Annotated in this window: 20 protein-coding genes; 6 read left to right on the top strand and 14 right to left on the bottom strand. The window is 62.7% G+C overall.

All coding sequences use genetic code 11. The features are described from left to right. Nucleotide 1: 1 nt before the first annotated feature. From IZ6_RS05730 to IZ6_RS05705, 6 genes are all read right to left on the bottom strand, one after another. Complete coding sequence (locus IZ6_RS05730; protein ID WP_222877038.1) at nucleotides 2-838, bottom strand: ABC transporter permease; 837 nt, start codon at nucleotides 836-838, stop codon at nucleotides 2-4. Next, nucleotides 838-1,698 carry an ABC transporter permease gene (locus IZ6_RS05725; protein ID WP_222877037.1) on the bottom strand — a complete coding sequence of 287 codons (861 nt, stop codon included), beginning with the start codon at nucleotides 1,696-1,698 and terminating at the stop codon, nucleotides 838-840. Before IZ6_RS05725 ends, IZ6_RS05730 begins: the two co-directional genes overlap by 1 nt. Then, entirely contained in the window at nucleotides 1,695-2,774 is a 1,080-nt protein-coding gene (locus IZ6_RS05720; protein ID WP_225874014.1) for an ABC transporter ATP-binding protein, read from the bottom strand. Before IZ6_RS05720 ends, IZ6_RS05725 begins: the two co-directional genes overlap by 4 nt. Before the next feature lie 73 nt (nucleotides 2,775-2,847). Continuing rightward, the gene (locus IZ6_RS05715) at nucleotides 2,848-4,047 is read right to left on the bottom strand and encodes an ABC transporter substrate-binding protein (protein ID WP_222877036.1); all 1,200 of its coding nucleotides are present in this window, start codon (nucleotides 4,045-4,047) and stop codon (nucleotides 2,848-2,850) included. Between the two features lie 105 nt (nucleotides 4,048-4,152). Next, a complete protein-coding gene (locus IZ6_RS05710) occupies nucleotides 4,153-5,085 on the bottom strand; it encodes an aminotransferase class IV (protein WP_222877035.1) in 933 nt (310 codons plus the stop codon). Nucleotides 5,086-5,224: 139 nt separating this feature from the next. Then, nucleotides 5,225-6,013, bottom strand: coding sequence for a DeoR/GlpR family DNA-binding transcription regulator (locus IZ6_RS05705; protein WP_222877034.1), 789 nt, complete (start codon nucleotides 6,011-6,013; stop codon nucleotides 5,225-5,227). A gap of 84 nt (nucleotides 6,014-6,097) precedes the next feature. On the opposite strand from IZ6_RS05705, the gene IZ6_RS05700 reads away from it, so the two are divergent. The 4 genes from IZ6_RS05700 to IZ6_RS05685 are packed head-to-tail and all read left to right on the top strand — an operon-like array spanning nucleotide 6,098 to nucleotide 10,814. Further along, nucleotides 6,098-7,471, top strand: coding sequence for an NAD(P)/FAD-dependent oxidoreductase (locus tag IZ6_RS05700; RefSeq protein ID WP_222877033.1), 1,374 nt, complete (start codon nucleotides 6,098-6,100; stop codon nucleotides 7,469-7,471). Continuing rightward, nucleotides 7,468-8,682 carry an NAD(P)/FAD-dependent oxidoreductase gene (locus tag IZ6_RS05695; protein ID WP_222877032.1) on the top strand — a complete coding sequence of 405 codons (1,215 nt, stop codon included), beginning with the start codon at nucleotides 7,468-7,470 and terminating at the stop codon, nucleotides 8,680-8,682. Before IZ6_RS05700 ends, IZ6_RS05695 begins: the two co-directional genes overlap by 4 nt. A 3-nt stretch (nucleotides 8,683-8,685) precedes the next feature. Then, complete coding sequence (locus IZ6_RS05690) at nucleotides 8,686-10,104, top strand: FGGY family carbohydrate kinase (protein WP_222877031.1); 1,419 nt, start codon at nucleotides 8,686-8,688, stop codon at nucleotides 10,102-10,104. Continuing rightward, nucleotides 10,101-10,814, top strand: a complete 714-nt coding sequence (locus tag IZ6_RS05685) for a type 1 glutamine amidotransferase (RefSeq protein WP_222877030.1) — start codon at nucleotides 10,101-10,103, stop codon at nucleotides 10,812-10,814. Before IZ6_RS05690 ends, IZ6_RS05685 begins: the two co-directional genes overlap by 4 nt. Here the strand turns inward: IZ6_RS05685 and cimA are convergent. Genes cimA through cysS form a run of 3 tightly spaced genes read right to left on the bottom strand, consistent with a single transcriptional unit; the run spans nucleotide 10,811 to nucleotide 14,216 of the window. Further along, complete coding sequence (cimA, locus tag IZ6_RS05680) at nucleotides 10,811-12,412, bottom strand: citramalate synthase (protein ID WP_222877029.1); 1,602 nt, start codon at nucleotides 12,410-12,412, stop codon at nucleotides 10,811-10,813. The genes IZ6_RS05685 and cimA overlap by 4 nt on opposite strands. Next, nucleotides 12,409-12,882: a GFA family protein gene (locus IZ6_RS05675; protein WP_222877028.1), complete on the bottom strand. Its 474-nt coding sequence runs from the start codon at nucleotides 12,880-12,882 to the stop codon at nucleotides 12,409-12,411. Before IZ6_RS05675 ends, cimA begins: the two co-directional genes overlap by 4 nt. Continuing rightward, nucleotides 12,879-14,216, bottom strand: coding sequence for a cysteine--tRNA ligase (cysS, locus tag IZ6_RS05670; RefSeq protein WP_222877027.1), 1,338 nt, complete (start codon nucleotides 14,214-14,216; stop codon nucleotides 12,879-12,881). The genes IZ6_RS05675 and cysS overlap by 4 nt, the downstream gene beginning before the upstream one ends. A 273-nt stretch (nucleotides 14,217-14,489) precedes the next feature. Here cysS and IZ6_RS05665 point away from each other — a divergent pair, with 273 nt between their 5' ends. Then, complete coding sequence (locus IZ6_RS05665; protein ID WP_222877026.1) at nucleotides 14,490-15,749, top strand: DUF2865 domain-containing protein; 1,260 nt, start codon at nucleotides 14,490-14,492, stop codon at nucleotides 15,747-15,749. Nucleotides 15,750-15,972: 223 nt separating this feature from the next. Continuing rightward, on the top strand, nucleotides 15,973-16,869 hold the full coding sequence (locus IZ6_RS05660) for a hypothetical protein (RefSeq protein WP_222877025.1): 897 nt from the start codon (nucleotides 15,973-15,975) through the stop codon (nucleotides 16,867-16,869). A gap of 78 nt (nucleotides 16,870-16,947) precedes the next feature. On the opposite strand, the gene IZ6_RS05655 is transcribed toward IZ6_RS05660, so the two are convergent. From IZ6_RS05655 to IZ6_RS05635, 5 genes are all read right to left on the bottom strand, one after another. Continuing rightward, on the bottom strand, nucleotides 16,948-18,618 hold the full coding sequence (locus IZ6_RS05655; protein ID WP_222877024.1) for an NAD+ synthase: 1,671 nt from the start codon (nucleotides 18,616-18,618) through the stop codon (nucleotides 16,948-16,950). A gap of 76 nt (nucleotides 18,619-18,694) precedes the next feature. Further along, the gene (locus IZ6_RS05650) at nucleotides 18,695-19,042 is read right to left on the bottom strand and encodes a colicin immunity domain-containing protein (RefSeq protein ID WP_222877023.1); all 348 of its coding nucleotides are present in this window, start codon (nucleotides 19,040-19,042) and stop codon (nucleotides 18,695-18,697) included. Then, on the bottom strand, nucleotides 19,042-20,424 hold the full coding sequence (locus tag IZ6_RS05645; RefSeq protein WP_222877022.1) for a class II 3-deoxy-7-phosphoheptulonate synthase: 1,383 nt from the start codon (nucleotides 20,422-20,424) through the stop codon (nucleotides 19,042-19,044). Before IZ6_RS05645 ends, IZ6_RS05650 begins: the two co-directional genes overlap by 1 nt. A 166-nt stretch (nucleotides 20,425-20,590) precedes the next feature. After that, complete coding sequence (locus tag IZ6_RS05640; RefSeq protein WP_222877021.1) at nucleotides 20,591-21,544, bottom strand: DMT family transporter; 954 nt, start codon at nucleotides 21,542-21,544, stop codon at nucleotides 20,591-20,593. A 37-nt stretch (nucleotides 21,545-21,581) separates the two neighbouring features. After that, nucleotides 21,582-22,589: a methyl-accepting chemotaxis protein gene (locus IZ6_RS05635; protein ID WP_222877553.1), complete on the bottom strand. Its 1,008-nt coding sequence runs from the start codon at nucleotides 22,587-22,589 to the stop codon at nucleotides 21,582-21,584. Between the last annotated feature and the right edge of the window lie 37 nt (nucleotides 22,590-22,626).

Genomic DNA, 22,626 nt, shown 5'->3' with positions numbered 1-22,626 from the left:
CTCAGACCGCGCTGCGTTCGCGCTCCGGGCGATGACCGAACGTCACGGCGCCCGTTTTCATCAGCACGAACATGACCGCAAGGATCAGGAAAACAATGAGATTTACGCAGGTTGCCAGCGCGTAGAGCTCCGGCTTGACGCCATAGCGCAAGGCGCCCCAGGCGGCCGACGGCAGCGTCGGCGTCGCGCCAAGAAGGTAAAACGAGATTTCGAGATTGTTGAACGCCATGATGAAAGTAACGACGAACGCGCCGAGCAGGCCCGGCCAGATCAACGGCAGCGTTACTTCGAAAAATGTACGCGGCGGGGTTGCGCCGAACACCATGGCCGCATCGTCGAGCCGCCAGTCGTAACGATAGAGCTGCGTCGCGATGATCAGGAGCGCATAGCTGAAGCAGTGCACGACATTGGCCAGCACCGCCGAGACGAGATTGCCCTGCAGGCCGAGAAACAGGCCGTTGAAAATCAGCGAAGCGATGCCGAGAAGAACCTCCGCGACGAAGAGCGGCGCCACAAACAGCGCGAGATAGAACAGCGTGCGATGTCCGGCATGGCGCATCAGCCCGATGGTCGCAAGACCCGCGAGCGCGGTTGCCAGAAGCGCGGAGAAGAAGCCGATCAAAAGACTGTTGCCGAGCGCCGTCTGATACAGCGAATTCGAGAACAGCCGCGTCATGACGTCGAACGACCATTTCGGCGGATATGGAAAATTGTAATTGCGCGCGAAACTGGCGAGGCCGATATGCAGGATCGGTAGATAGAGAAAGAGATAGGAGGCGACAACCGTCGTCAGCAGCGCGATCTTGCCGAATTTGATCCTTCCAAGTTTCAAGCGCATCAGCCTCTCCCGAACCCGGTAAAGCCGGTGCGGCGCAGATCGACGGTGCGCGCCACGATCACGACGAGAAGAACGGAGACGGCAAACAGGACAACGCCCATGGCCGCGCCGAGCGCCCAGGTGCCGCTTTCGCCGAATTGCTGCGCCATCGCCATGCCGTAGAGCGTGCCGTTCGGCCCACCGAGAAAGCGCGGCGCAAGCGTCGCCGACAGGCATGGAATAAAGCAGAGCGCGAAGGCGATCAGCGTGCCGAACAGATTGAGCGGCCATGTCACTTCAAAAAAGGCACGCGCCGGCCGCGCGCCGAAGATCTTCGCGGCGTCGATGAGCCGCTGATCGAAATTCAGCAGCGACAGATAGATCACCGTCACGACGATCGGCAGATAAAGGTAGATGAGGCCGATGGCACTGGCCGTGCTCGTATACATGATGACGCGCAGAGGCGCGGCGCCAAGCGACATCAGGACGCCGTTCAGAAGTCCGAGCGGTCCAAGCAGGCCCTGCAGAGCGATGACGCGCAGGACTTCGCCGGTCAAAAACGGCACGGCGAAGGCAAGCGTGAACAGAAGCCGGTAGCGGCCGCCATAGAGAATGATGCCATAAGCGATCGGCCAGGCGATTACTGTGCAGATGATCGACACGACCGTCGCCATGACGAGCGAGCGGATGAGGAAGGTCATGTAGGCCCCCTCCATCGCGATCACCTGGTAATTGTGAAAATTGAAATCCCGGATGATGTGATAGTTCTCGGTGCGCCAGACGCTCAAGACCAGCATCGAGATCAGGGGCAGGACAAAGAGCGCGATCAGGAAGACGGCAGGAATGCCGAGAAAGATCGCCGGGGCGAAGCGTCCCTTCATGCGGATTTCTCCGCCGGGAAGACATCGACATCCTCGCCCGTCCAGAACGCGACGACCTCGGCTCCTTCCTTGAACTCGACTTCGCTGCGCGGGCGGCTGGCGATGATCTCGCCGCCTTTCCAGGTCAGGAGATATTCGGCATAGGCGCCGCGCAGAATGACATGCTTGATGGTGGCAAAGAGCGTATTGGCGCCGCCATCGGCGCCCTTTTCCGCCGGCCGCAGGCGGATCTTCTCGTTCTTCACATAGGCGGCGGCCGTCATTCCCTCCGCGATCGCATCGCGGGCGGAGGTTTCGATGACAACGCCCGTGCCGCGAAGTGCGAGCTGCTTTTTCTGCAGCGCGGCGATGCCCTCAAACCGGTTCGACCTTCCGACAAATTGCGCAATGAAGGCGGTCTTCGGCCGGTCATAGATATCGGTGCGCGCCGCAAAATCCTCGATCCGCCCGCCGCGGACGACGGCGATGCGGTCGCTCATGCTGAGCGCTTCTTCCTGATTGTGCGTGACATAGATGAAGGGGATGCCGAGCGCGGACTGGTGCTTGCGGATTTCGACTTCCATTTCCTGGCGCAGTTCGCGGTCGAGATTGGCGAGCGGCTCGTCCAGCAGAAGAACTTTCGGCCTCCCGACAAGGCCGCGGCCGAGCGCGACGCGCTGCTGCTGGCCGCCGGAGAGCTGGTTCGGATAACGTTTCTCGAGACCGTTCAGCGAAAGAATGCCGAGCGCCCATTCGACCCGGGCTTCGATCTCGCCCTTTTGCAACTTCAGCATGCGCAGCGGAAAAGCGAGGTTCTCGTAAACCGTGCGATGCGGAAACAGCAGGAATTCCTGAAAGACCATCGCAACGCCGCGCAGATGCGGCGGCAGATGGGTCACATCTTCGCCATCGATAAGGACGCGTCCCTGGGTCGGCTTTTCCAGACCGGCGATGATGCGCAGCAGGGTCGTCTTGCCCGAACCGCTGGGTCCGAGAAGCGAGACGAACTCCTTCTTCTCGATCGCCATGTTGACGCGATCGACCGCCCATACATTGCCGTACTGCTTGGAAACGCCGTCAAGGGTTATGTAGGACACACATTATTCCTCAGAGACAAAGACGGAAATCGCCCCGGCCACATAGCGGCCGGGGCGCGTTGTCCATGCTCGATCAGGCAGCCTGCATCCGCGACCAGACGCGCTCCCACTTCTCGGTCGAGGACGGCTGGTCGAACTGATACATGGTCGCCAGTTCCTCGGTGCGGTCCATGAGGAAGAGCTTCTGCTCTTCCGGTGTCGAGATGGAGCGGACATCGATCGTCGACGACGAGCCGGCGATAAGCCCGATCTTCTTCATGTTTTCCGGTGCAAGGAAGGTGTTCATGAAGTCGTAGCAGAGCTCGAGCTGAGCGCCGTCTTTCACGCCGGATGTCACGAGCCAGGTATCGACCCAGCCAAGACCGCCTTCTTTCGGCACCAGCTGATGCGCGAATTCGGTTGCGATCTCGCCCTTGTCCTTCTTCTGGGCAAGAACGCGATAGGTCTGCGCGAATTCGGGAGCGGCAACGATCGCACCGCTTTCGAGCAGCTGCTGCAGCGTCGTGTTGTCCTGATAACGCGTCAGAAGCAGCGGCTTCTGCTTGATCAGCAGCTTTTCGACTTCGGCCAGCTCTTCATCGGAGAGGACGTAAGGGTTGAAGGATTTGCCGTCGGGACGCGGCTTGTCTTTCGTGCCCATTTTGGTCGCCACGAGAATGCCCGCGAGCGCGATGTTTTCCTCGAAGCGCGCGCTGGTCGCGAGCTTTCCGGCGAACTCCGGATCGAACAGGCATTCGATGCTGCCGACCTTGTCCTTCGACATTCCGGCCGTCGCATAGGTCGTGCCGTAGCTGCCCCAGCACCAGGTGACGCCGAAGTTCTCGCCCGTCTTTTCATCGCTCAGAAGCTTGTAACGATCGGGCTTGAACACCGGATAGACCTTGGCGGTGTTCGGAATCTTGGCATAGTCGATCGCGCGGATCAGCTTTTCGCGGAAGTACAGACCTGGCCAGAAGCCGTCGGCCTGAACGAGATCGAAATCCTTGGTGCCACCGACGCGGAGCTTGTTATAGGCTTCCGAATTGCCGTCGAAGAAGGTCGGCGCAAACTTGATTTTGTGCTTCTCTTCGAACGCGCCGACCACTTCCGGCACGGCGTAGACTTCCCACATCAGAGCCCGCAGCGTCGTCGGAGCTGCGGAAGCTGTGCGGATATAGGGGGCTGCGATGGCGGTCGCGGCTCCGGCCGCAATCGTCTTCAGCACCGAACGACGGTCGACGGACGATGCGGACGGGGCCGCAGCGTCGGGCGAACTGCACTTTAATTCTGTCATGGCCACGTCCTCCAAAAAGGTAACGGGATTTCTCCCACGGGCCCGTCTTTGTGCACTCCCCGGCGCGGACGGTCTGATGCCGCCCTGCGCCCCCTTGTCCTCGTGTTACGCCGCAACCTTGAACGGGTTGTCGGCGTCCGCGTAATTGACCGGCGTCATGTGCCAGCCTTCCTTGTGCTTACGCCAATAGGTTTCCTTGATCTTGGCGCTGATCGGTCCGGGGCGATCATTCCCGTAGATGCGGTCGTCGACGCGGGCGCAGGGCATGACGCCGCCGGCGGTCGTTGCGGTGAACACCTCATCGGCGTCCATCAAATCCGCGTAGGTGATCGGTCCGATAATGGGCTCAAGGCCGAGCTCGGGGCAGATGTCGAGCACCGATTTGCGGGTGACGCCTTCGAGCGCGCCGCGATCGGGCGTGATGACCTTCTTGTCCTTGACGATGAAAACGTTGAAACCGGAGCCTTCCGTCAGGAAGCCTTCCTGATCGAGAAGGATCGCGGTGTCGAAGCCCTTGTCGTGCGCCTCGAACATGCCGCGCGTGAAATCGCGCCACATATAGTTCTTCAGCGTCGGATCGAGCGATTTCGGCGAAATGCGCGGAACGGACGCGACGATAAGATGCGCACCGCGCTCCTGCACGTCCGGCTTGATGACATCGACCCACGGCACCGCATAGGCGATGAACGTGTTGTCGCAATCCATCGGATTGCGCGAGCCGTAAATGCGCGGCACACCACGGGTCGACAGCATAGCGACGAAGGCGCGTTCGAGGCCGGAGAGCGCAACGACGCGGCCGAGAATGTGGCGCATCTGATCGCGCGTCACGCCGGGATTGAGGCGATAGCCGGCCAGCGATTTATGGAAGCGGTCGAGATGGTCTTCGAGGCGGAAGAACGCGCCATCGGTGACGTGAACGACGTCGTAGGTGACGTCCGAATGGGTGAAGCCCCAATCGCCGACGGGGATTTTCGCCTCGGAGATCGGGACGTAGACGCCGTTCATGTAGGCGGCGCCCTTCGAATAATCCACGCTCATTCTGGTCTCCTTCCAACACCCGCACTGTCGGGGGCGCATGAAGGTTCGACCCGATTGGCCCTATCAGAAAGCACCGCTTCTGCAGAAAAAGACGGGGCCACTTTTATCTCACGCTCACAAACCGTGTGCCGTGCAGCATTCATGCCGCACCGCCTTCGGAACTGAGAACAACGTCAACCCCCGCTGAAACGAGCGCCTTTTCCATCGCACCAGACGGCGCGGCATCGGTGATGAGCCGGTGCACGCCCGGCAGCGGCGCGACGGCAAAAAGACTGGAGCATGCGACTTTCGACGCATCAGCGAGTACCGTCACCCGCCGCGCGCGCTCGATCATGGCCCGCGCGAGTTCGGCCTCCTCTTCGTCAAAATCCGATATGCCGCTTTCGTCGATGGCGCCGACCGTCAGCACGGCATGCAGCGCATGAAAGCGGCGCACCTGCTCCACAGCCATCGTGCCGAGATTTTCCGCGCCGGCTTCGCGGTAGCGGCCGCCGATCAGGAAAACCGAATTGCCCTCGCCGCGCGCGACGAGCGAAGCGATCTGCGCGGAATTGGTGATCACCGTCAGATCGCGCGAGCGCGCGATTTCCTCGGCGAACAGCAAGGTCGTCGTGCCGGTGTCGATAAAGAGACTGTCGCCCGGCCGGAACAGAGAAATGGCCCGCCGCGCAATGGCGCGCTTTGCTGCCGTGTTCTGCCGCATGCGCTCGCTAAACGGCCCCTCTTCCGAGCGGCCGTAGAGACCGGGCTCCGGAAGGCTGGCGCCGCCGTGGAATTTACGCAGCCAGCCACGGGCATCGAGTTCGGACAAATCGCGCCGGATGGTTTCGCGCGAGGCGTCGAGGAGATCGGCGAGCGCATCGACCGTGACCCGTTCGCGGGCGCGAACAAGTTCGACTATCCGGTTTCGGCGGTCTTCCGGCGTCACCCCAGCCCTCCAATGCCCGAACAGTCATTCCTATTGACCGAACAGTCAAGAGGGTTGAGGCTGGTCGCGGTGTTGGGGGGGCTTATGCGCGTTGCGGACATCGCGGTGATCGGAGCCGGAGCGGTCGGATGCGCGGTCGCGCGCCGCTTTGCGCTGCACGGCGCCAGCGTTCTTGTCCTCGAAAAGGAAGCCGATCTCCTCTCCGGCGCCAGCAAGGCGAACAGCGCGATCCTTCACACCGGTTTCGATGCGCCGCCCGGCAGCCTCGAGCTCGCCTGCATGCAGGAGGGCTATGCCGAATATCTCGACATTCGCGGACAGATGAATCTTCCGCTGCTCGAAACCGGGGCGATGGTGATCGCCTGGACGGAGGCGGAGCTTGCGGCGCTCGGGCCCATCGCCGATCAGGCGCGGGCGAACGGGATCGGCGATGTCCGCTTGATCTCACCGGCTGAGATCGCCTCGCACGAACCGCATCTGTCGGGCCGCGCGCTCGGCGCGCTGCTCGTGCCGGGCGAGCACATCATCGATCCCTGGTCGCCCTTTCTTGCCTATCTTCTTCAGGCCAAGGCGCATGACGCCGAGATCGCCTTTTCGAGCGAAGTCACGGGCGGCGCGTTCGACGGCGAGATCTGGACGCTGCAGACATCGACCGGCGAGCGGCGGGCTAAAACCGTGATCAATTGCGCCGGTCTTTACGGCGATGCGATCGATAAGCTGCTGCTTGGTGCGGCGGATTTCGAAATCCGCCCACGTAAGGGCCAGTTCGTCGTCTTCGACAAGGCGGCCGCAGATTTCCTGCGCACCATCATTCTTCCGGTGCCGACCGAGCGCACCAAAGGCGTTGTTCTCTGCCGCACGGCGTTCGGCAATGTGCTGGTCGGCCCGACGGCCGAGGAGCAGAAAGATCGTGTCCGGGCGACGACCGATGAGGCGAGCCTGCGGGAACTCGTCCGGCGCGCGATCGACATGCTTCCCCCGCTCAAGGATATCGGCGTCACCGCGGTCTATGCGGGCCTGCGCCCGGCGACCGAAGAGAAGCATTACCGCATCGCGGCGAAGCCCGAGCGCCAGTGGATTACTGTTGGCGGCATACGCTCGACGGGCATGACCGCGGCGCTCGGCATCGCACGGCATGTTTACCGTATGTACGACAGCAGCGCAGCGCCTCCCCTGCCCGAACAGCATCTGCCGCTGATGCCGAACCTTGCAGAGCATCTGCCGCGCGACTGGTCCCAAGCCGGCTATGGCGAGATGGTCTGCCATTGCGAACTCGTGACGCGACGTGAGATCGAAGCCGCGCTGTCGGGCCCCCTGCCGGCGCGCGATTTCGGCGGATTGAGGCGCCGGACACGCTGCGCCATGGGCCGCTGTCAGGGGTTCGGCTGCCACGCCCGCATCGCCGAGCTGACACGCGGGTATTTCGAAACTCCTCTGACCATCGATCCCGTCGCATGATCGAGGTCTGCGATGTTCTCATTATCGGCGCGGGCCCGGCGGGCCTTGCCGCGGCGGCGCGCCTGAAACAGCTCGGCGCCGGCCGCGTCATCGTCGTCGAGCGCGAGACAGCCGCCGGGGGCGTACCGCGCCATTGCCGCCACTCACCCTTCGGCATGCGCGAATTCCGTCGCGTTCTCGGCGGGCCCGCTTATGCGCGGGCGCTTGCGGAGCGCGCCACGAATATGGGGGCGGAGATCCGGCTCGGCACGACGGTCGTCGGGATCGAACGCAACGGCGATCTCGCGGTCGCGCTGACCTCGGACACCGGGGTAAGGCGCCTCAAACCCAAAAGGATTCTGCTTGCGACCGGAACGCGCGAGAAAACCCGTGCGGCGCGGTTTCTCACCGGCGACCGGCCGCTCGGCATTCTCAACACCGGCGCGCTGCAGTCCTATGCGGAGAAAGGCCTCGCTCCGTTCCGCCGCCCGCTCATCCTCGGCTCCGAACTCGTCGCCCTCTCCTCGCTGTTGACCTGCCGCGGGCTCGGCGCCCGCCCGGTTATGATGATCGAGGAACGCCCGGCGCCATTGGCGCGAGCGAGTTTTATGTTCCTGCCGCGGCTCCTCGGCGTGCCGGTACGCTGCGGCGTAAGAATTGCGGATATCCATGGGCAAAAGCGTGTCGAGGGTGTCCGTTTGGTCCTCGCCGATGGAAGCGAGATGGACCTTGCCTGCGACGGGATCGCAATTAGCGGCCACTTCACGCCGGAAGCGAGCCTTGCCCGCGCCGCTGGCCTCGAGATCGATCCTGGAACGGGCGGACCCGTCATCGACCAGTTCGGCCGCACCAGCGATGCGCGCATCTTCGCCGCAGGCAACCTATTGCATCCTGTCGAAACAGCCGGCTGGTGCTGGGCCGAAGCACGGCGATTGGCAGGGTTCCTCGCGATCAGTCTCTCGGATCAACTTCCGGAAGGGACCGTGGCGTCCGTACATCCCGGCCCGGGAATTGCTTATGTCGTGCCGCAGCGTCTGGTGCGCGGCGGAACGGGCCTGAAGCAGCTCCAGCTTCGCGCGACCGAACCTGTGCGCGGGCGCCTCGCAACCGAAGACAAGGGAAAAAGAACATTGAGCCGCCGCCGAGCCCTTTTTCCGGAACGCAGGCTCCTTTTGCCGGTCCCGGACCTCACGCAGGCGGGCGGGAATATCGTCATCGGAATCGAGGACTAGCCTGTGCGTGTGATCGCCATCGATCAGGGAACGACCTCGACCCGCGCGCTCGTCGTCGACACCAAGACGAGCGAAGCGCGCGTAGCGCACACCGTCAAGCACGCCCAGTCCTATCTGCCGCAGGGATGGGTCGAGCAGGACGCGAATGAACTTCTTGCCAATGTGCGGGCCTGCATAACAGCCTGCGGCCCGGCCGATGCCATCGGGCTCGCAAATCAGGGCGAGAGCTGCCTCGCTTGGGATGCGGTGAGCGGCGAGCCGCTCTCTCCGGTCATTGTGTGGCAGGACAACCGCACGGCGGATGACGTCGCTTTGCTCGCCGCCCGCAGCGATGCGGCGGACATGGCCATTCGCAGCGGACTGCCTTTCGATGCCTATTTCTCGGCGTCAAAATTTGCATGGCTCCTCGCGCACAATGCGGATGTTCGGGACGCGTATCGCGCCGGGAGGCTCAGGTTCGGAACAACCGACGCCTTCTTTCTCGACCGGCTGACCGGTGTGTTCGCAACCGATGCTTCGACAGCCTCCCGGACATCTTTGATGAATCTTGCCACACGGCAATGGGACCCCGCTCTGTGCTCGTTTTTCGGCGTGCCGCTCGAATGCCTGCCGGAGATACGCGACACCGCCGGCATGTTCGGCTCCGTCGACGGTGTTCCTGTATCGGCGTCGGTCGTCGACCAGCAGGCCTCTCTGTACGGGCATGGATGCCGCGTGCGGGGTGACGCCAAGATTACCTTCGGCACGGGCGCATTCGCGCTGGCGATCACGGGATCCGATATCGTGCGCGCCGCGGATAAGGGGCTTGTGCCGACCGTGGCCTGGGCAAAGGCGGGCGCTGTAATCTATGCGGTCGATGGCGGCGTCTACGATGCGGGAGCTGCGGTCGATTGGGGGATGCGCATCGGATTGATCAACGACGTCGCCGATCTCGACACATTCGACGCTCCGGCCGCCATCGACCGCGATCTCGTTTTCGTGCCGGCTCTCTCCGGCCTTGCCTGCCCGCATTGGGACCGCTCGGCCGGCGCACTCTGGCTCGGCATGAGCGGCGCGACCACGCGGTCAGATCTCCAGCAGGCCATGATCGAGGGGATTGCGCTCCGCACCGCGGAGGTCGTCGCCGCGATAAATATGCTTGAGCCGATCGGCGATACGATCGCCGTCGATGGCGGGCTCAGCCAAAGCTCCTATTTCATGCAGTTTCTGGCCGATGTACTGGGACGCACCGTGGCGCGCAGCAATTTCGCTGAACGCACCGCGTTCGGGGCGGCCGGGCTTGCCGCATCGGCCTTCGGAGAGACTATCGTGATTGAGGACAAGATCACCGAATACGCGCCTTCCGCAGATCGCCAGGCGGCGGAGTTGCGCGCGCGGCGTTTCAGCGAAGCCGTTCAGCGCAGCGGAGGATGGCGCGGGTGAAAATTCTGGCGATCAACAGCAGCGCGCACATGACCTATGCCGAAGCCGGGACGATCGCGCGCGTGGCGGAAGAGAAAGGCGCGGTGCTCGACTGGTGGAATCGCGGCTCCGGCCCGCTGCCTGAGGCGGAAGGCTATGCGGCGCTGATCCTGTTCGGCGGGGAGATGTCGGTGCACGATCCCGTCTATCGCGATTATTTCGATGCGGTCGCCGCGCTCGTCCATGCGTTCCATGAAGCGAACCGGCCGGTTCTCGGCTCATGCCTCGGTGCGCAGATTCTGGCGCACGCTTTCGGCAGCAAAGTTTATCAGGGGCCCGTCGAATACGGTTTTGCCCGTTTGACGCTGACGGAAGACGGCAAAGAGGACGCCCTGCTCTCGGGGCTCAATAACGAGCTCGATCTGTTCGAAATGCATGGCGATACGTTCGACCTGCCGCAGGATGCCGTTCTTCTGGCGCGCGGCGCGGCGGTGCCACATCAGATTTTCCGAATGGGGAATGCGACCTATGGCTTTCAGTGCCATTTCGAGGTCACGCCCGACATTGTCGAAGAATGGAGCAGCCGCCATTCCGGCACCGGAGACCGCATCACGCCGCTCGTCGCGCGTGACCGGCCGAAAGTGCGCGAGGACCTTCGCACCCTGCAGGACAGCCAAGTCTCTTTCGCCGAGACCGTGATGACGCGCTGGCTGGAACTCGCTGCGCTCTAAGGAGCCGGCGCGCCGCTTTTGACGAGCTTGTAGGTGATCGAGTCGACCAGCGCCTGGAAGGACGCATCTATGATGTTCGGCGACACGCCGACCGTCGTCCACACATCGCCGCTGTCGTCTGCGCTTTCTATGGTGACGCGCGTCACCGCTTCCGTGCCGCCGTTTAGAATGCGGACCTTAAAATCGGTCAGCTTCAGATCGTTGATGAAAGGCTGATAGATGCCGAGATCCTTGCGCAGCGCAACGTCGAGCGCATTGACCGGGCCGTTGCCTTCCGCGACCGACATGCGGGCCTCGCCCTTCACCGTCACCTTCACCACCGCTTCGCAGACGGTGACGAGTTCGCCCATCGCATTGTGGCGGCGCTCGACCGAGGTGCGGAAACTGTCCACATCGAAGTAATCCGGCACCGAGCCGAGCGCGCGGCGGGCGAGAAGCTCAAAGCTGGCTTCCGCGCCGTCATAGGCATAGCCGGCATTTTCACGCTCACGCACGGTGTCGAGCAGGCGCGCGATACGCGGATCGTCCTTGTTGACCTGAAGGCCGATACGCTCGAGTTCGGCCAGAAGGCTGGAGCGTCCACCCTGATCGGACACCATCACACGGCGGCGATTGCCCACCGCTTCCGGAGGGATGTGCTCATAGGTGCGCGGATCCTTCAGGATCGCCGAGGCATGGATGCCGGCTTTGGTCACGAACGCATTGGCGCCGACATAGGGCGCATGGCGGTTCGGATTGCGGTTCAGCATCTCATCGAGCTGACGCGAGATATGGGTGAGGTTTTTCAGCCCGTCGTCCGAAATGCCGATCTCGAACTTGTCCGCAAATTCCGGTTTCAGCTTCAGCGTCGGGATCAGCGAAATCAGATTGGCGTTGCCGCAACGCTCTCCGAGGCCATTCAGCGTGCCCTGGATCTGGCGGACGCCCGCCGACACCGCGGCGAGAGAATTCGCGACCGCGCAGCCCGCATCGTCATGCGCATGGATGCCGAGTCTTTCGCCCGGGATATGCTTCTTTACTTCCGAGACGATGGCGAAGACTTCATGCGGAAGCGTGCCGCCATTCGTATCGCACAGCACGATCCAGCGCGCGCCTTCTTCAAAAGCGGCTTTGGCGCAGGACAAAGCGTAATCGGGATTGGCCTTATAGCCGTCGAAGAAATGCTCGCAATCGATCATGGTCTCGCGGCCGGTCGAGACCGCGGCTTTGATCGTATCGCGGATGGCGGCGAGATTCTCATCAAGCGTTACGCCGAGCGCGACTTCGACGTGGTAGTCCCAGCTCTTGCCGACAAAGCAGAACGCATCGGATTTTGCAGCGAGCACGGTCTGCAGACCCGGATCGTTCGACGCCGAGCGGCCGGCGCGTTTCGTCATGCCGAAGGCGGTGACACGCGCTTTGCCGAAATCGCGCTCTTCCGCAAAGAAGGCGGTGTCGGTGGTCGAGGCGCCGGGGAACCCGCCCTCGATATAATCCATGCCCATCGCGCCGAGTTCGCGCGCGATGATGAGCTTTTCCTCAAGCGCGAAATCGACGCCGGCCGTCTGCTGGCCGTCGCGCAAGGTCGTGTCGAAGAGATAAAGACGTTCGCGGCTCATTGTTCGCGCTCCTGCGGCCAGGACTGCGTGTCATGATCCGGGTGCTGATTGCTGACGATGGTTGCGAGATAACCGACCGCGCCGCCCGGCGTTTGCCGCGTCGGCAGAAGATGAAGGCGATCAGTGTAAGAGAGTTTGCCCTCGGTGCCGAACTCGATTTCCGGCGCGAGCTTCTCCGGCTCGTCGAAGGCGCCGATGGCGATGTTCAGCCCGACCGGCGCGTCATAGGCCAAAGGCGTACCGCAGGCGGAACAGAAGCCGCGCCGCACATGGTTTGAACTCTGGAACCAGGACGGCTGACCGCGCGTCCACGCGAGCCCGCCCTCGCCTACGCTCACAAGAGGTGCGTAAAATCCGCCGAACGCTTTCTGGCACATCCGGCAATGGCACAGCGAGGCGCGGCCGAGCGGGATCGCTGCGCGGAAACGCACCGCGCCGCATTGGCAGCCGCCCGACATGAAGCCGCTCATCGTTCAACCTCCCAGGTCGAGCCTTCGGCGCTGTCCTTGATCAGAATGCCCTGCGCCGAGAGCTTGTCGCGGATGCGGTCGGCCTCGGCGAAATTCTTCGCCTTGCGCGCATGAAGACGCTGGGCGAGCAGAGATTCAATTTCGGCAACCGGGATCGACGGCTCTGGCGCCGTGGCCTTGCGCCACTCGGCAAACGCCTCCGGGCGGAAGCCGAGAAAATCGAGCGTGCCGGCGAGCGATTTGCGTCCCGCCGCGCCGCGCAGCTGATGCATTTCGGCGATCATTTTCGGCGTGTTGAGATCGTCGAGCAAAGCTTCGAGCACGCCAGGCGCCGGACGCGACTCGGCATTGCCGCCGGCCGCCTCGAACCACACCGCCAGCGCCTTTTCGGCGTCCTGGAGATTCTTCACCGTCCAGTTGATCGGCTGGCGGTAATGCGTCGACAGCATCGCAAGGCGGATAACATCGCCCGGCCAGTCGGCAAGGAGTTCGCCGATGGTCGTGAAGTTGCCGAGCGATTTCGACATCTTCTCGCCCTCGACCTGCAGGAAGCCGTTGTGCAGCCAGACATTGGCCATGACCTTGTTGCCGAAGGCGCAGCAGGTCTGGGCGATTTCGTTTTCATGATGCGGAAAGACGAGATCGATGCCGCCGGCATGGATGTCGAACATCTCGCCGAGATGTTTCCACGACATGGCCGAGCATTCGATATGCCAGCCCGGACGGCCGCGGCCCCAGGGGCTGTCCCAGCCCGGAAGATCGGGCTCCGACGGCTTCCACAAAACGAAATCCATCGGATCGCGCTTATAGGGCGCAACTTCCACCCGCGCGCCCGCTTCCATCTCGTCGAGCGTGCGGTTGGCAAGCTTGCCGTAATCCTTCATCGACGGAACGTTGAAGAGCGCATGACCCTCCGCCGCATAAGCGTGGCCGTTGGCGATCAGCTTCTCGATCAGCGCGATCATCTCAGCAATGTGTTCGGTGGCCCGCGGCTCGACGGTCGGGCGCAGCGTGCCGAGCGCATCGACATCCTTATGGAACGCCGCCGCCGTTTCCTCGGTCAGTTCGCGGATCGAGATGCCGCGCTCCTTGGCGCGCGCGTTGATCTTGTCATCGACGTCGGTGATGTTGCGGACATAGGTGACATGGCGCGGCCCGTAGAGGTGGCGCAGGAGGCGGAACAGCACGTCAAAGACGATGATCGGCCGCGCATTGCCGATATGGGCGCGGTCATAGACCGTCGGCCCGCAGGCATAGAGGCGCACGTTCTTGGCATCGATCGGCGCAAAAGGCGCCTTCGAGCGGGTGAGCGTGTTGTGAAGAACGAGCGACATGAATGATCCGTGCCTTGCGCCGGCCCCGGCAGTCGCGTCTCTCTAGATCAGGTCAGACAGATACGGCCACGGCCAGCTGGTAGCTAACCGCAAATAATAACGATCCGGCTAAGGGCGATCGTGTGGGCCATAACGGCCCGGAGATAGGTGGAAGCCATGGGGTGCGTCAAGGTATTTGTCCTCCGGGGGAAGGTCTGTCCTTCACACTTGCGCCCGAATTTACCGGTCTATCCGGGGGTTGGACGGCCGGGCCGCCCGCTTTAGATGGACCTTATGAACAACTCGATTCTGGCCCTCGCGCTCGGCGCGCTTGCCCTGTCGGCATCTGGCGCTGCGGCCCAGTACGACGCGCCGCCGCCCTACAGCCCGCCGCCGTCCCAGTATTCGCCCCCGCCCCAATACGGCGCCCCGCCCGCGCCGCAGCCCCAGAGCAATCCGGCCTGCCTCCAGCTCGAGGCGCAGCTGGCCCAGTTCGACGCCCAAGGGGCCGACCCCCAGCAGGCCCAGCTCGAAGCCGCCTATAGCCAGCAGCGCGCCCAGATGGACCAGATGACCGCCCGCTCGCGCGCCGCGGGCTGCGGCCGCAACTTCCTGTTCGGCCCCCGCGACCCGACCTGCCGCGGGCTTGAAGACCAGATCGACCGGATCAGGGACCAGGTGAAGCGGCTGGAAAGCCAGCTCAACCGCGGCCGCGGCGGTGCCAATGCGCGCGAAGGCCAGCGCCGCGGGCTGATCGCCGCCCTCGCCCGCAACCAGTGCGGCGCGCAATATCAGGCGGCGGTTCCGCAGCAGCAGGAACGTGGCGGCCTGTTCGGCCTTCTGTTCGGCAATCGCGGCGGCGGCGGTGGCGGTGGCTATCAGCAGGACTATCCGGCGCAGGTTCCGCAGACCTCGACCTTCCGTACCGTTTGCGTACGTACCTGCGACGGCTTCTTCTTCCCGGTCAGCTTTACGACGGTTCCGGCGCGTTTCGGCCAGGACGACAATATCTGCCGCCGCACCTGCCCCGGCGCCGAAGCGATCCTGTTCTCCTATCCCAATCCGGGCGGTACGATCGAACAGGCGACCTCGACATCCGGTCAGGCTTACACCTCGCTGCCGAACGCGTTCAAATATCAGACCGAGTTCGTGAAGGACTGTTCGTGCAAGCCCGCAGGCCAGACCTGGGAACAGGCTTTGTCCGGCGCGGAAGACGATACGCTGCAGAGCGGCGATATCGTCGTCGACGAAGAAAGCGCACGCGCAATGTCGCAGCCGGGTTTACGGAAGGGCGGCGAAGCGGTCGCAACACCCGATCAGGCGGCGCGCGCCGCGCAGGACAGCGCAACGCAAGTGATCAATGAAGGCGTCGTCGAAGGGCCTGCAAATACAGATCCGCCGATCGGCTATCCCGATCCGGCGCAAGCGCAAAATCCGGGCACGCAGAACAATCCGGCACAGAACAATCCGAATGAGCGGACGGCTGTCCCCTATTACGTGCCGCAACCGCAGCAACAGCGTCAGCCGGTCTATTCTCCGCCCGTGATGCGGTAACTATTCGCCTTAACTTTAACACGCAACAAACTCTCACATTAAAGAGAGCCGCGGTCCTCAGGCCGCGCGCTGTCGTGTGCGTTTTTCCCTTATTTTCAAGGCGATTCCGAGCAACCTTCCATATTAGTCAAAACTTCTAAAACATTGCGTCGAAGTTTGATCGAATTCTAACGATCTGCGTAGATGCGGACAGATGCGGCACGCCTTTGAGTGAGGTTGTGCCATGAGCACGCGTATCAAGATTTTCCTTTTCGGTGCGCTTTTCGCCGCCGTTCCGTTCACTGCTTCTCAGGCCGCAGATGCGACCGAAGCAACCGCTTCCATCGAATCCGCCGTTACAACCGCACGTGTCAGCTGGCCCTGCATCAAAGGCACCGGTAAGTACGATGGAAACTGCGATCACGCCAATCGCGACAGCAACACCCCGCGCACGTCGAAGCCGAGCGAGCCGGATCACGATCCGCATTGCGGCCCGAAGGACCGCAAGCACAAGAAGCATAAAAAGCACGACAAGAAGGATCGTAAGGACAAAGATCACAAGGATCGCCACAAGGGTAAGGACGGCCGCGATCACGATCACAAGGGCAAGGATAACGACGGCCCCAATAAGGGCGGCCCTAACAAGGGCGACGACCGTGGTGGCCCGAACAAGGGTGACGATCGCGGCGGCCCGAACAAGGGCGGCGACGACCACAAGGGCGGCGACAAGGGTGGCCCGAACAAGGGCGGCGACGACCGTGGCGGCGACCATAAGGGCGACGACAAGGGTGGCTCTGATAAGGGCGGCGACCGTGGCGGCTCTGACAAAGGCGGCGACAAAGGCGGCTCTGATAAGGGCGGCGACAAAGGCGGCTCTGACAAGGGCGGCGACAAAGGCGACTCTGATAAGGGCGGCGACAAAGGCGGCTCTGACAAGGGCGGCGACAAAGGCGGCTCTGACAAGGGCGGCGACAAAGGCGGCTCTGACAAGGGCGGCGACAAAGGCGGCTCTGACAAGGGCGGCGACAAAGGCGGCTCTGACAAGGGCGGCGACAAAGGCGGCTCTGACAAGGGCGGCGACAAAGGCGGCTCTGACAAGGGCGGCGACAAGGGCGGCTCTGGCAAGGGCGGCGGTCGCTAACCTCTGACCTGTCTCACGACCTCAAAATGCGCGGGCGGCCAAACCGCCCGCGTATTTTTTTGAGCGCAGCGGCCCGATTTAGCCGCCGTCGCGGAAACGGTTGGTGATCGGATAGCGCCGGTCGCGGCCGAAATTCTTGCGCGTGACCTTCACGCCCGGCGCCGCCTGACGGCGCTTATATTCGGCGAGATAAAGCAGCCGCTCGACCTTCTTCACCGTCTCGGCGTCGAAGCCCGACGCGATGATTTCGGAAACGCTGTCCTCGCCTTCGACCAGCCGCTCCAGAATCGCGTCGAGAATATCGTAAGGCGGCAGCGAATCCTGATCCTTCTGGTTTTCCCGCAATTCCGCGCTTGGCGGTTTGACGATGATGTTTTTCGGGATGACCTCGCCGTCCGGCCCGAGCGCACAGTGCGGCTTCCAGCGATTGCGCAATTCGGAAAGGCGGAAGACTTCGGTCTTGTACAGATCCTTGATCGGATTGTAGCCGCCGTTCATATCGCCGTAGAGCGTGGCGTAACCCACCGACATTTCCGACTTGTTGCCGGTCGTCACGACCATCGGCCCGAACTTGTTCGACACCGACATCAATATCGTGCCGCGCACACGCGACTGAAGGTTCTCTTCGGTAATGCCGCGATTGGTCCCCTTGAAGAGATCCGAAAGCGTCGCCTCAAACCCTTCGACCGGGTCCTTGATCGGCACGACATCGTAACGCACGCCCAGCGCCTTGGCGCATCTGGCGGCATCGCCGAGACTCTCTTCGGATGTGAATTTGTAGGGCAGCATGATGCAGTGGACTTTATCGGCGCCGAGCGCATCCACCGCGAGCGCCGCGCACAGCGCACTATCAATGCCACCCGACAGGCCGAGCACGACGCCGGGAAAGCCGTTCTTCGTCACATAATCGCGCAGGCCCAGAACGCAGGCCGCATAATCTGCTTCATCGCCCTCGATCAGCTTCGCCTTCGGCCCCGTGCCGCAGGTCCATGTCCGGCCATGGCGCACCCATTTTGTCAGCGTGACGCCTTCGGCAAATGTCGGAAGCTGGAAGGCCAGAGACGAGTCGCCGTTCAGCGCAAACGAGCCGCCATCGAAAATCAGATCGTCCTGACCGCAATTCTGATTGGTGTAGATGAGCGCAAGGCCGCATTCGGCGACGCGCGCAGCAGCGACCTGGATGCGCTCGTCCGGCTTGCCGCGCCAATAGGGAGAGCCGTTCGGAACGATCAGGAGTTCGGCGCCGGTATCGCACAGAGTCTCGGTGACTTCCGGCTGCCACATATCTTCACAGATCGGCACGCCGATATGCACGCCGCGAAATTCAAGCGGCCCCATCAGCGGCCCCGGCACGAAGACGCGCTTTTCGTCGAAGACGCCGTAATTGGGCAGTTCGACCTTGAAGCGCAGACCTGAGACTTTGCCGCCGTCGAGCAGCGCCACCGCATTATGGACGCCCTCTTTGCCGCGCCAAGGCGTGCCGATGAGAACACCCGGCCCGCCGTCTTCGGTATCTTCGGCAAGGCTTTTCACCGCCGCCTCGCAGGCGGCAACAAAGCTCGGCTTCAGCACGAGGTCTTCCGGCGGATAGCCGCCGATGAAGATTTCTGTGAAGACGATAAGATCCGCGCCCTGCCCCTTGGCTTCCGCCCGCGCAGCCCGCGCCTTCTTCAGATTGCCGGCGATATCGCCGACGACCGGGTTCAACTGGGCAATGGCGATGGAGAGCTCGGCGGGCGCAGCAGTCATGACAGCGATGTAGCGCGAGGCGCTGATTTCAGCAAATCGCTGATCTTTATCGCCTGTTCGGCGCGGCAAATCAGGCTCAGGACGGCGATCTGTTAAGGATACGCAGCCGTTGCAGCGTCAGCACCGCCTGCTCGCGCACCGTCTTTTCGGACACGAAGAATTCCGGATCGGCGGCGATGACCTTCTTATCGGTCGTGAAGCGCTCAAGCACCGCGAACATATCGTTGAGAATGCGCCCGAGCTCTTCTTCGAGATCGAGCTTGTCGCCGCCATGCAGGAACTGATCGCGATAGCGCGACTGGAGTTCGGCGACGCCGATCCGGTCGTACAGGTAGTCCTGTAGAATCTTTAGATAACGCTCGCCACGGATGAAGTTAGGGAGGGCTGCGCCCTCCCCAACCCGGCCGAATGGCCGATCGCGCATCACTCAGCCGCGACGATGCGCGGCCGTTCCTTCCCGGCGCGCTCTTTCTTGAGCTGCTCGGCGAGAAGGAAGGCGAGCTCGATCGCCTGTTCGGCGTTGAGGCGCGGGTCGCAGAAGGTGTGATAGCGGTCCGACAGATCCGTATCCGAAATCGCGCGGGCGCCGCCCGTGCATTCGGTCACGTTCTGGCCGGTCATCTCGATATGGATGCCACCGGCATAGGTGCCTTCCGCGCGATGCACCGCGAAGAAGTCGGTGACTTCTTTGAGGATGCGGTCGAACGGACGCGTCTTGTAGCCGTTGGCCGTGATCGTATTGCCGTGCATCGGATCGCACGACCACACGACATTTTTGCCTTCCTTCTGCACCGCACGAATGAAGCCCGGCAGAACTTCAGCGACTTTATCGGAACCGGCGCGAACGATCAGCGTCAGACGGCCGGCCTCGTTCTCCGGATTGAGGAGATCGATGAGCTCGATAAGATTGTCCGGCTTCAGCGACGGGCCGCATTTCAGGCCGAGCGGGTTTTTTACGCCGCGCGCGAATTCGATATGCGCGTGATCCTTCTGGCGCGTGCGGTCGCCGATCCAGAGCATATGCCCCGAGGTCGCGTACCAATCGCCCGACGTCGAGTCGACGCGCGTCATCGCCTGCTCGAAACCGAGCAGCAGCGCCTCATGCGAGGTGTAGAAATCAGTGGTGCGCAGCTCCGGATGAACTTCCGGATCAATGCCGCAGGCGCGCATGAAATCCAGAGATTCGGAAATACGCTCGGCGATCTCCTGATAACGGCCCGATTGCGGGCTGTCCTTGATGAAGCCCAGCATCCATTGATGCGCGTTTTCGAGATTGGCGTAACCGCCCGTCGCAAACGCACGGATGAGGTTCAGCGTCGCCGCCGATTGGCGGTAGGCGCGCAGAAGCCGCTGCGGATCCGGGATACGGGATTCCGCCGTGAAGGCGCTGTCATTGATGATGTCGCCGCGATAGCTCGGCAGCGTCACGCCATTGATCGTTTCGACATCTGACGAACGCGGCTTTGCGAACTGGCCGGCGACGCGGCCGACCTTCACCACCGGCGATGACGCCGCAAAGGTCAGAACCACCGCCATCTGCAGAACGACGCGGAAGAAGTCGCGGATATTGTCGGCCCGGTGCTCGGCAAAGCTCTCGGCGCAGTCCCCGCCCTGGAGCAGAAAAGCCTCGCCGGCCGAAACCTTGGCAAGGGCGCGCTTCAGCTTCCGCGCTTCGCCCGCAAAGACGAGCGGCGGGAAGGTGCCAAGCTGCTCTTCGACGGCTTTGAGGGCCGCCTCGTCGGGATAGCCCGGAACCTGGACGATCGGCTTCGACCTCCAGCTGTCCGGCGACCAACGCTCCGTCATGACTGCAAAACTCCTGCTGAACGGCCTGAGCCGCCCTGAACCCGGGCACTTCCGAGATCACTGATATTGATAGGCGCGGTATATAGCCCCGGCACCCCGCTCACGCAAAGCATAGCTGAACTCCGGTGTTCCGGGAGTTCAGGGGCTGATGAGCCACCCGGCTCGGCTACGGCTGGGTAATGGGTACGGCCCTGCGGGCCCGGCCGAAGGCCCGGATACCGATCAGAACCCCGCCGAAAACAGCAACAATACCAATAGCTTCTGCAAAGTTCGGCAGGCGTTGCTGCCAGATGAAGCCGTAAATGACGCCAAAGCCCGGCTCGGCCACGAAAAGCTGGCCGGAGAGGACCAGCGGCAGGCGCTTGGTGGCGACGACCCAGAGATAGGAGGCCACCCAGGCCCCGAAGAACCCGACCACCAGCGACCAGATGAGGAGCGGCTTGGCCTCCGGCCACAGGAAGCCGAGCTCATGGAGGCGGACAAGGCCGAAGGGCATGGCGGCCGCCCCGAAGAGGAGGATGCCGATCCCCGCCCCGACCCCGTGAAGGCCCGTCCAGGTCAGGGTGTTCATGTCCGGCCGCTTGGCCAGCGCCCGGGCATTGATGATGCCGAAGCCGACCCAGCTGGCGACCGAGCCCAAAGCCGCCAGGATGCCGAGCGCGATCTCGCCGCGCGCCTGCGGGGTTTCGGCCTCAAGCAGCGCAAAGCCGTGCACGAGCGCAAGCCCCGCCCCGATCATCAGGATCGGCGCAAACAGGGACTTCCACGGCAATTGCTTGCCGCCATCGATATTGCCGGCGATGGCAAGGAGGATCGGAAGCAAGCCAATGACGAGCGCCGAGATCTGCGGGCCGGCATGCGCCACCGCGATGACGAGGAAGCCGTAAAAGGCGCCGTAACCGAGCATTCCGAGGAAAATGCCCGTGCCGAGTTCGTTCAGCGTCAGCTTGGCGCGGCTCGCGCGGATCAGCGCGAAAACGAGAAGCGAAGTCAGCGCAAAGACGAGATAACGGCCGATGGCGAGATCGACACCCGCATAGGGCGCGACGCCGAGAGGCGCGATGAAGATCAGGCCCCAAAGGGCCCCGGCTGCAAGACCTGCAACAATGCCGGCAAACATGAGGTCAGCGCATATCCGAAACGAGGATGCGCGGCCTCTAATCCTTCTGGACGATCACGCCATACCAGCCGAGCCCGCGATAGGTCTCATAGCCGGGCGTTGCGTGAAAAGCCACGAGACTGCGATTGCCATCGACATAATAGCCGCTGGCCTGCCCGTTGGCGCGCAGCGGGAGCTTTTCGCTGAGAATGCCCTGCCCGTCGGAGGATGCGATGACGCGATGATCGGCATCGACCAGCATCACGCGCGTACGCTGACGTTCGCTCTTTGTAAGACGCACGCCCTCGACAATTGCTTTGGCCTGCGGCGCCCAATCGAAATGCACGGCGATAACGCCAAGCGGCTGCCCATCGGCGCGCCCGCCCTCGCAGACTTTGGTGGAATAGGTCGCCGTCATGGCATTGCCGAGAAACGGCTGAGCGGTGACATCGGCCACCGCGTAATCGTCGCCGGAATTCAACGCCATCGCATCACGGAACCAGCTTTCGCGGCTCGCATCCCTGCCGACGACATCATAGGTGCCGGGACGTCCATTGGCGATAATACGGCCGGACAGATCGGTCAGCCAGATATCGAGATAGACGGTGTAAGCGCCGAGAATAACCGCAAGACGCTCGCTTGCGTATTGACGCGCGGCATCGTCTTCGGGTGCGGCAGCGCAAGCGACGGCCGCGCTATCGGTCGCCCACCAGCGCACATCGCAGGTACGCTCATAAAGATTGCGGTCCATGATCTCGATGGCGTTGAGCGCGAGATCGACAAGACGCGTGCCGCGCGCTTGGGCCGCCATGATCTGCATCAGGCGCTCAAGTTCGGAAACCTGACCGACGAGTTCCTGCTCGAGCGTCGTCGCGACCTGCTCGACTTCACCGCCGACACCGCGCACTTCCTGCGCGACAATGGAGAAACCGGCGCCGAACTCGCCTGCCCGCGCCGATTCGATCATCGCGTTCAGCGCAAGCATGCGCATCCGGCCGGTGATCTTCTGGATTTCTTTGATCTTCTGATTGGTGAGCGTATTTACGCGGCTCGTCAGCCCCGCCATATCAGCGAGCGAAACGGTCTCGTCAGCAGCAGGGTTT

The sequence above is a fragment of the Terrihabitans soli genome, assembly GCF_014191545.1.
In the GTDB taxonomy this organism is placed as follows: Bacteria; Pseudomonadota; Alphaproteobacteria; order Rhizobiales; family Methylopilaceae; genus Flaviflagellibacter; species Flaviflagellibacter soli.
The sequence above is the reverse complement of the archived record's forward strand: the minus strand, read 5'-3'. Positions and strand labels throughout refer to the sequence as shown.

Coding starts and splice junctions, on each gene's coding strand:
- IZ6_RS05650 (WP_222877023.1), bottom strand. CDS start 19,042: ATGCGCGATCGGCCATTCGGCCGGGTTGGGGAGGGCGCAGCCCTCCCT.
- IZ6_RS05695 (WP_222877032.1), top strand. CDS start 7,468: ATGATCGAGGTCTGCGATGTTCTCATTATCGGCGCGGGCCCGGCGGGC.
- IZ6_RS05700 (WP_222877033.1), top strand. CDS start 6,098: ATGCGCGTTGCGGACATCGCGGTGATCGGAGCCGGAGCGGTCGGATGC.
- IZ6_RS05655 (WP_222877024.1), bottom strand. CDS start 18,618: ATGACTGCTGCGCCCGCCGAGCTCTCCATCGCCATTGCCCAGTTGAAC.
- IZ6_RS05715 (WP_222877036.1), bottom strand. CDS start 4,047: ATGACAGAATTAAAGTGCAGTTCGCCCGACGCTGCGGCCCCGTCCGCA.
- IZ6_RS05675 (WP_222877028.1), bottom strand. CDS start 12,882: ATGAGCGGCTTCATGTCGGGCGGCTGCCAATGCGGCGCGGTGCGTTTC.
- IZ6_RS05660 (WP_222877025.1), top strand. CDS start 15,973: ATGAGCACGCGTATCAAGATTTTCCTTTTCGGTGCGCTTTTCGCCGCC.
- cimA (WP_222877029.1), bottom strand. CDS start 12,412: ATGAGCCGCGAACGTCTTTATCTCTTCGACACGACCTTGCGCGACGGC.
- IZ6_RS05635 (WP_222877553.1), bottom strand. CDS start 22,589: ATGGCGGGGCTGACGAGCCGCGTAAATACGCTCACCAATCAGAAGATC.
- IZ6_RS05640 (WP_222877021.1), bottom strand. CDS start 21,544: ATGTTTGCCGGCATTGTTGCAGGTCTTGCAGCCGGGGCCCTTTGGGGC.
- IZ6_RS05665 (WP_222877026.1), top strand. CDS start 14,490: ATGAACAACTCGATTCTGGCCCTCGCGCTCGGCGCGCTTGCCCTGTCG.
- IZ6_RS05710 (WP_222877035.1), bottom strand. CDS start 5,085: ATGAGCGTGGATTATTCGAAGGGCGCCGCCTACATGAACGGCGTCTAC.
- IZ6_RS05730 (WP_222877038.1), bottom strand. CDS start 838: ATGCGCTTGAAACTTGGAAGGATCAAATTCGGCAAGATCGCGCTGCTG.
- IZ6_RS05725 (WP_222877037.1), bottom strand. CDS start 1,698: ATGAAGGGACGCTTCGCCCCGGCGATCTTTCTCGGCATTCCTGCCGTC.
- IZ6_RS05645 (WP_222877022.1), bottom strand. CDS start 20,424: ATGACGGAGCGTTGGTCGCCGGACAGCTGGAGGTCGAAGCCGATCGTC.
- cysS (WP_222877027.1), bottom strand. CDS start 14,216: ATGTCGCTCGTTCTTCACAACACGCTCACCCGCTCGAAGGCGCCTTTT.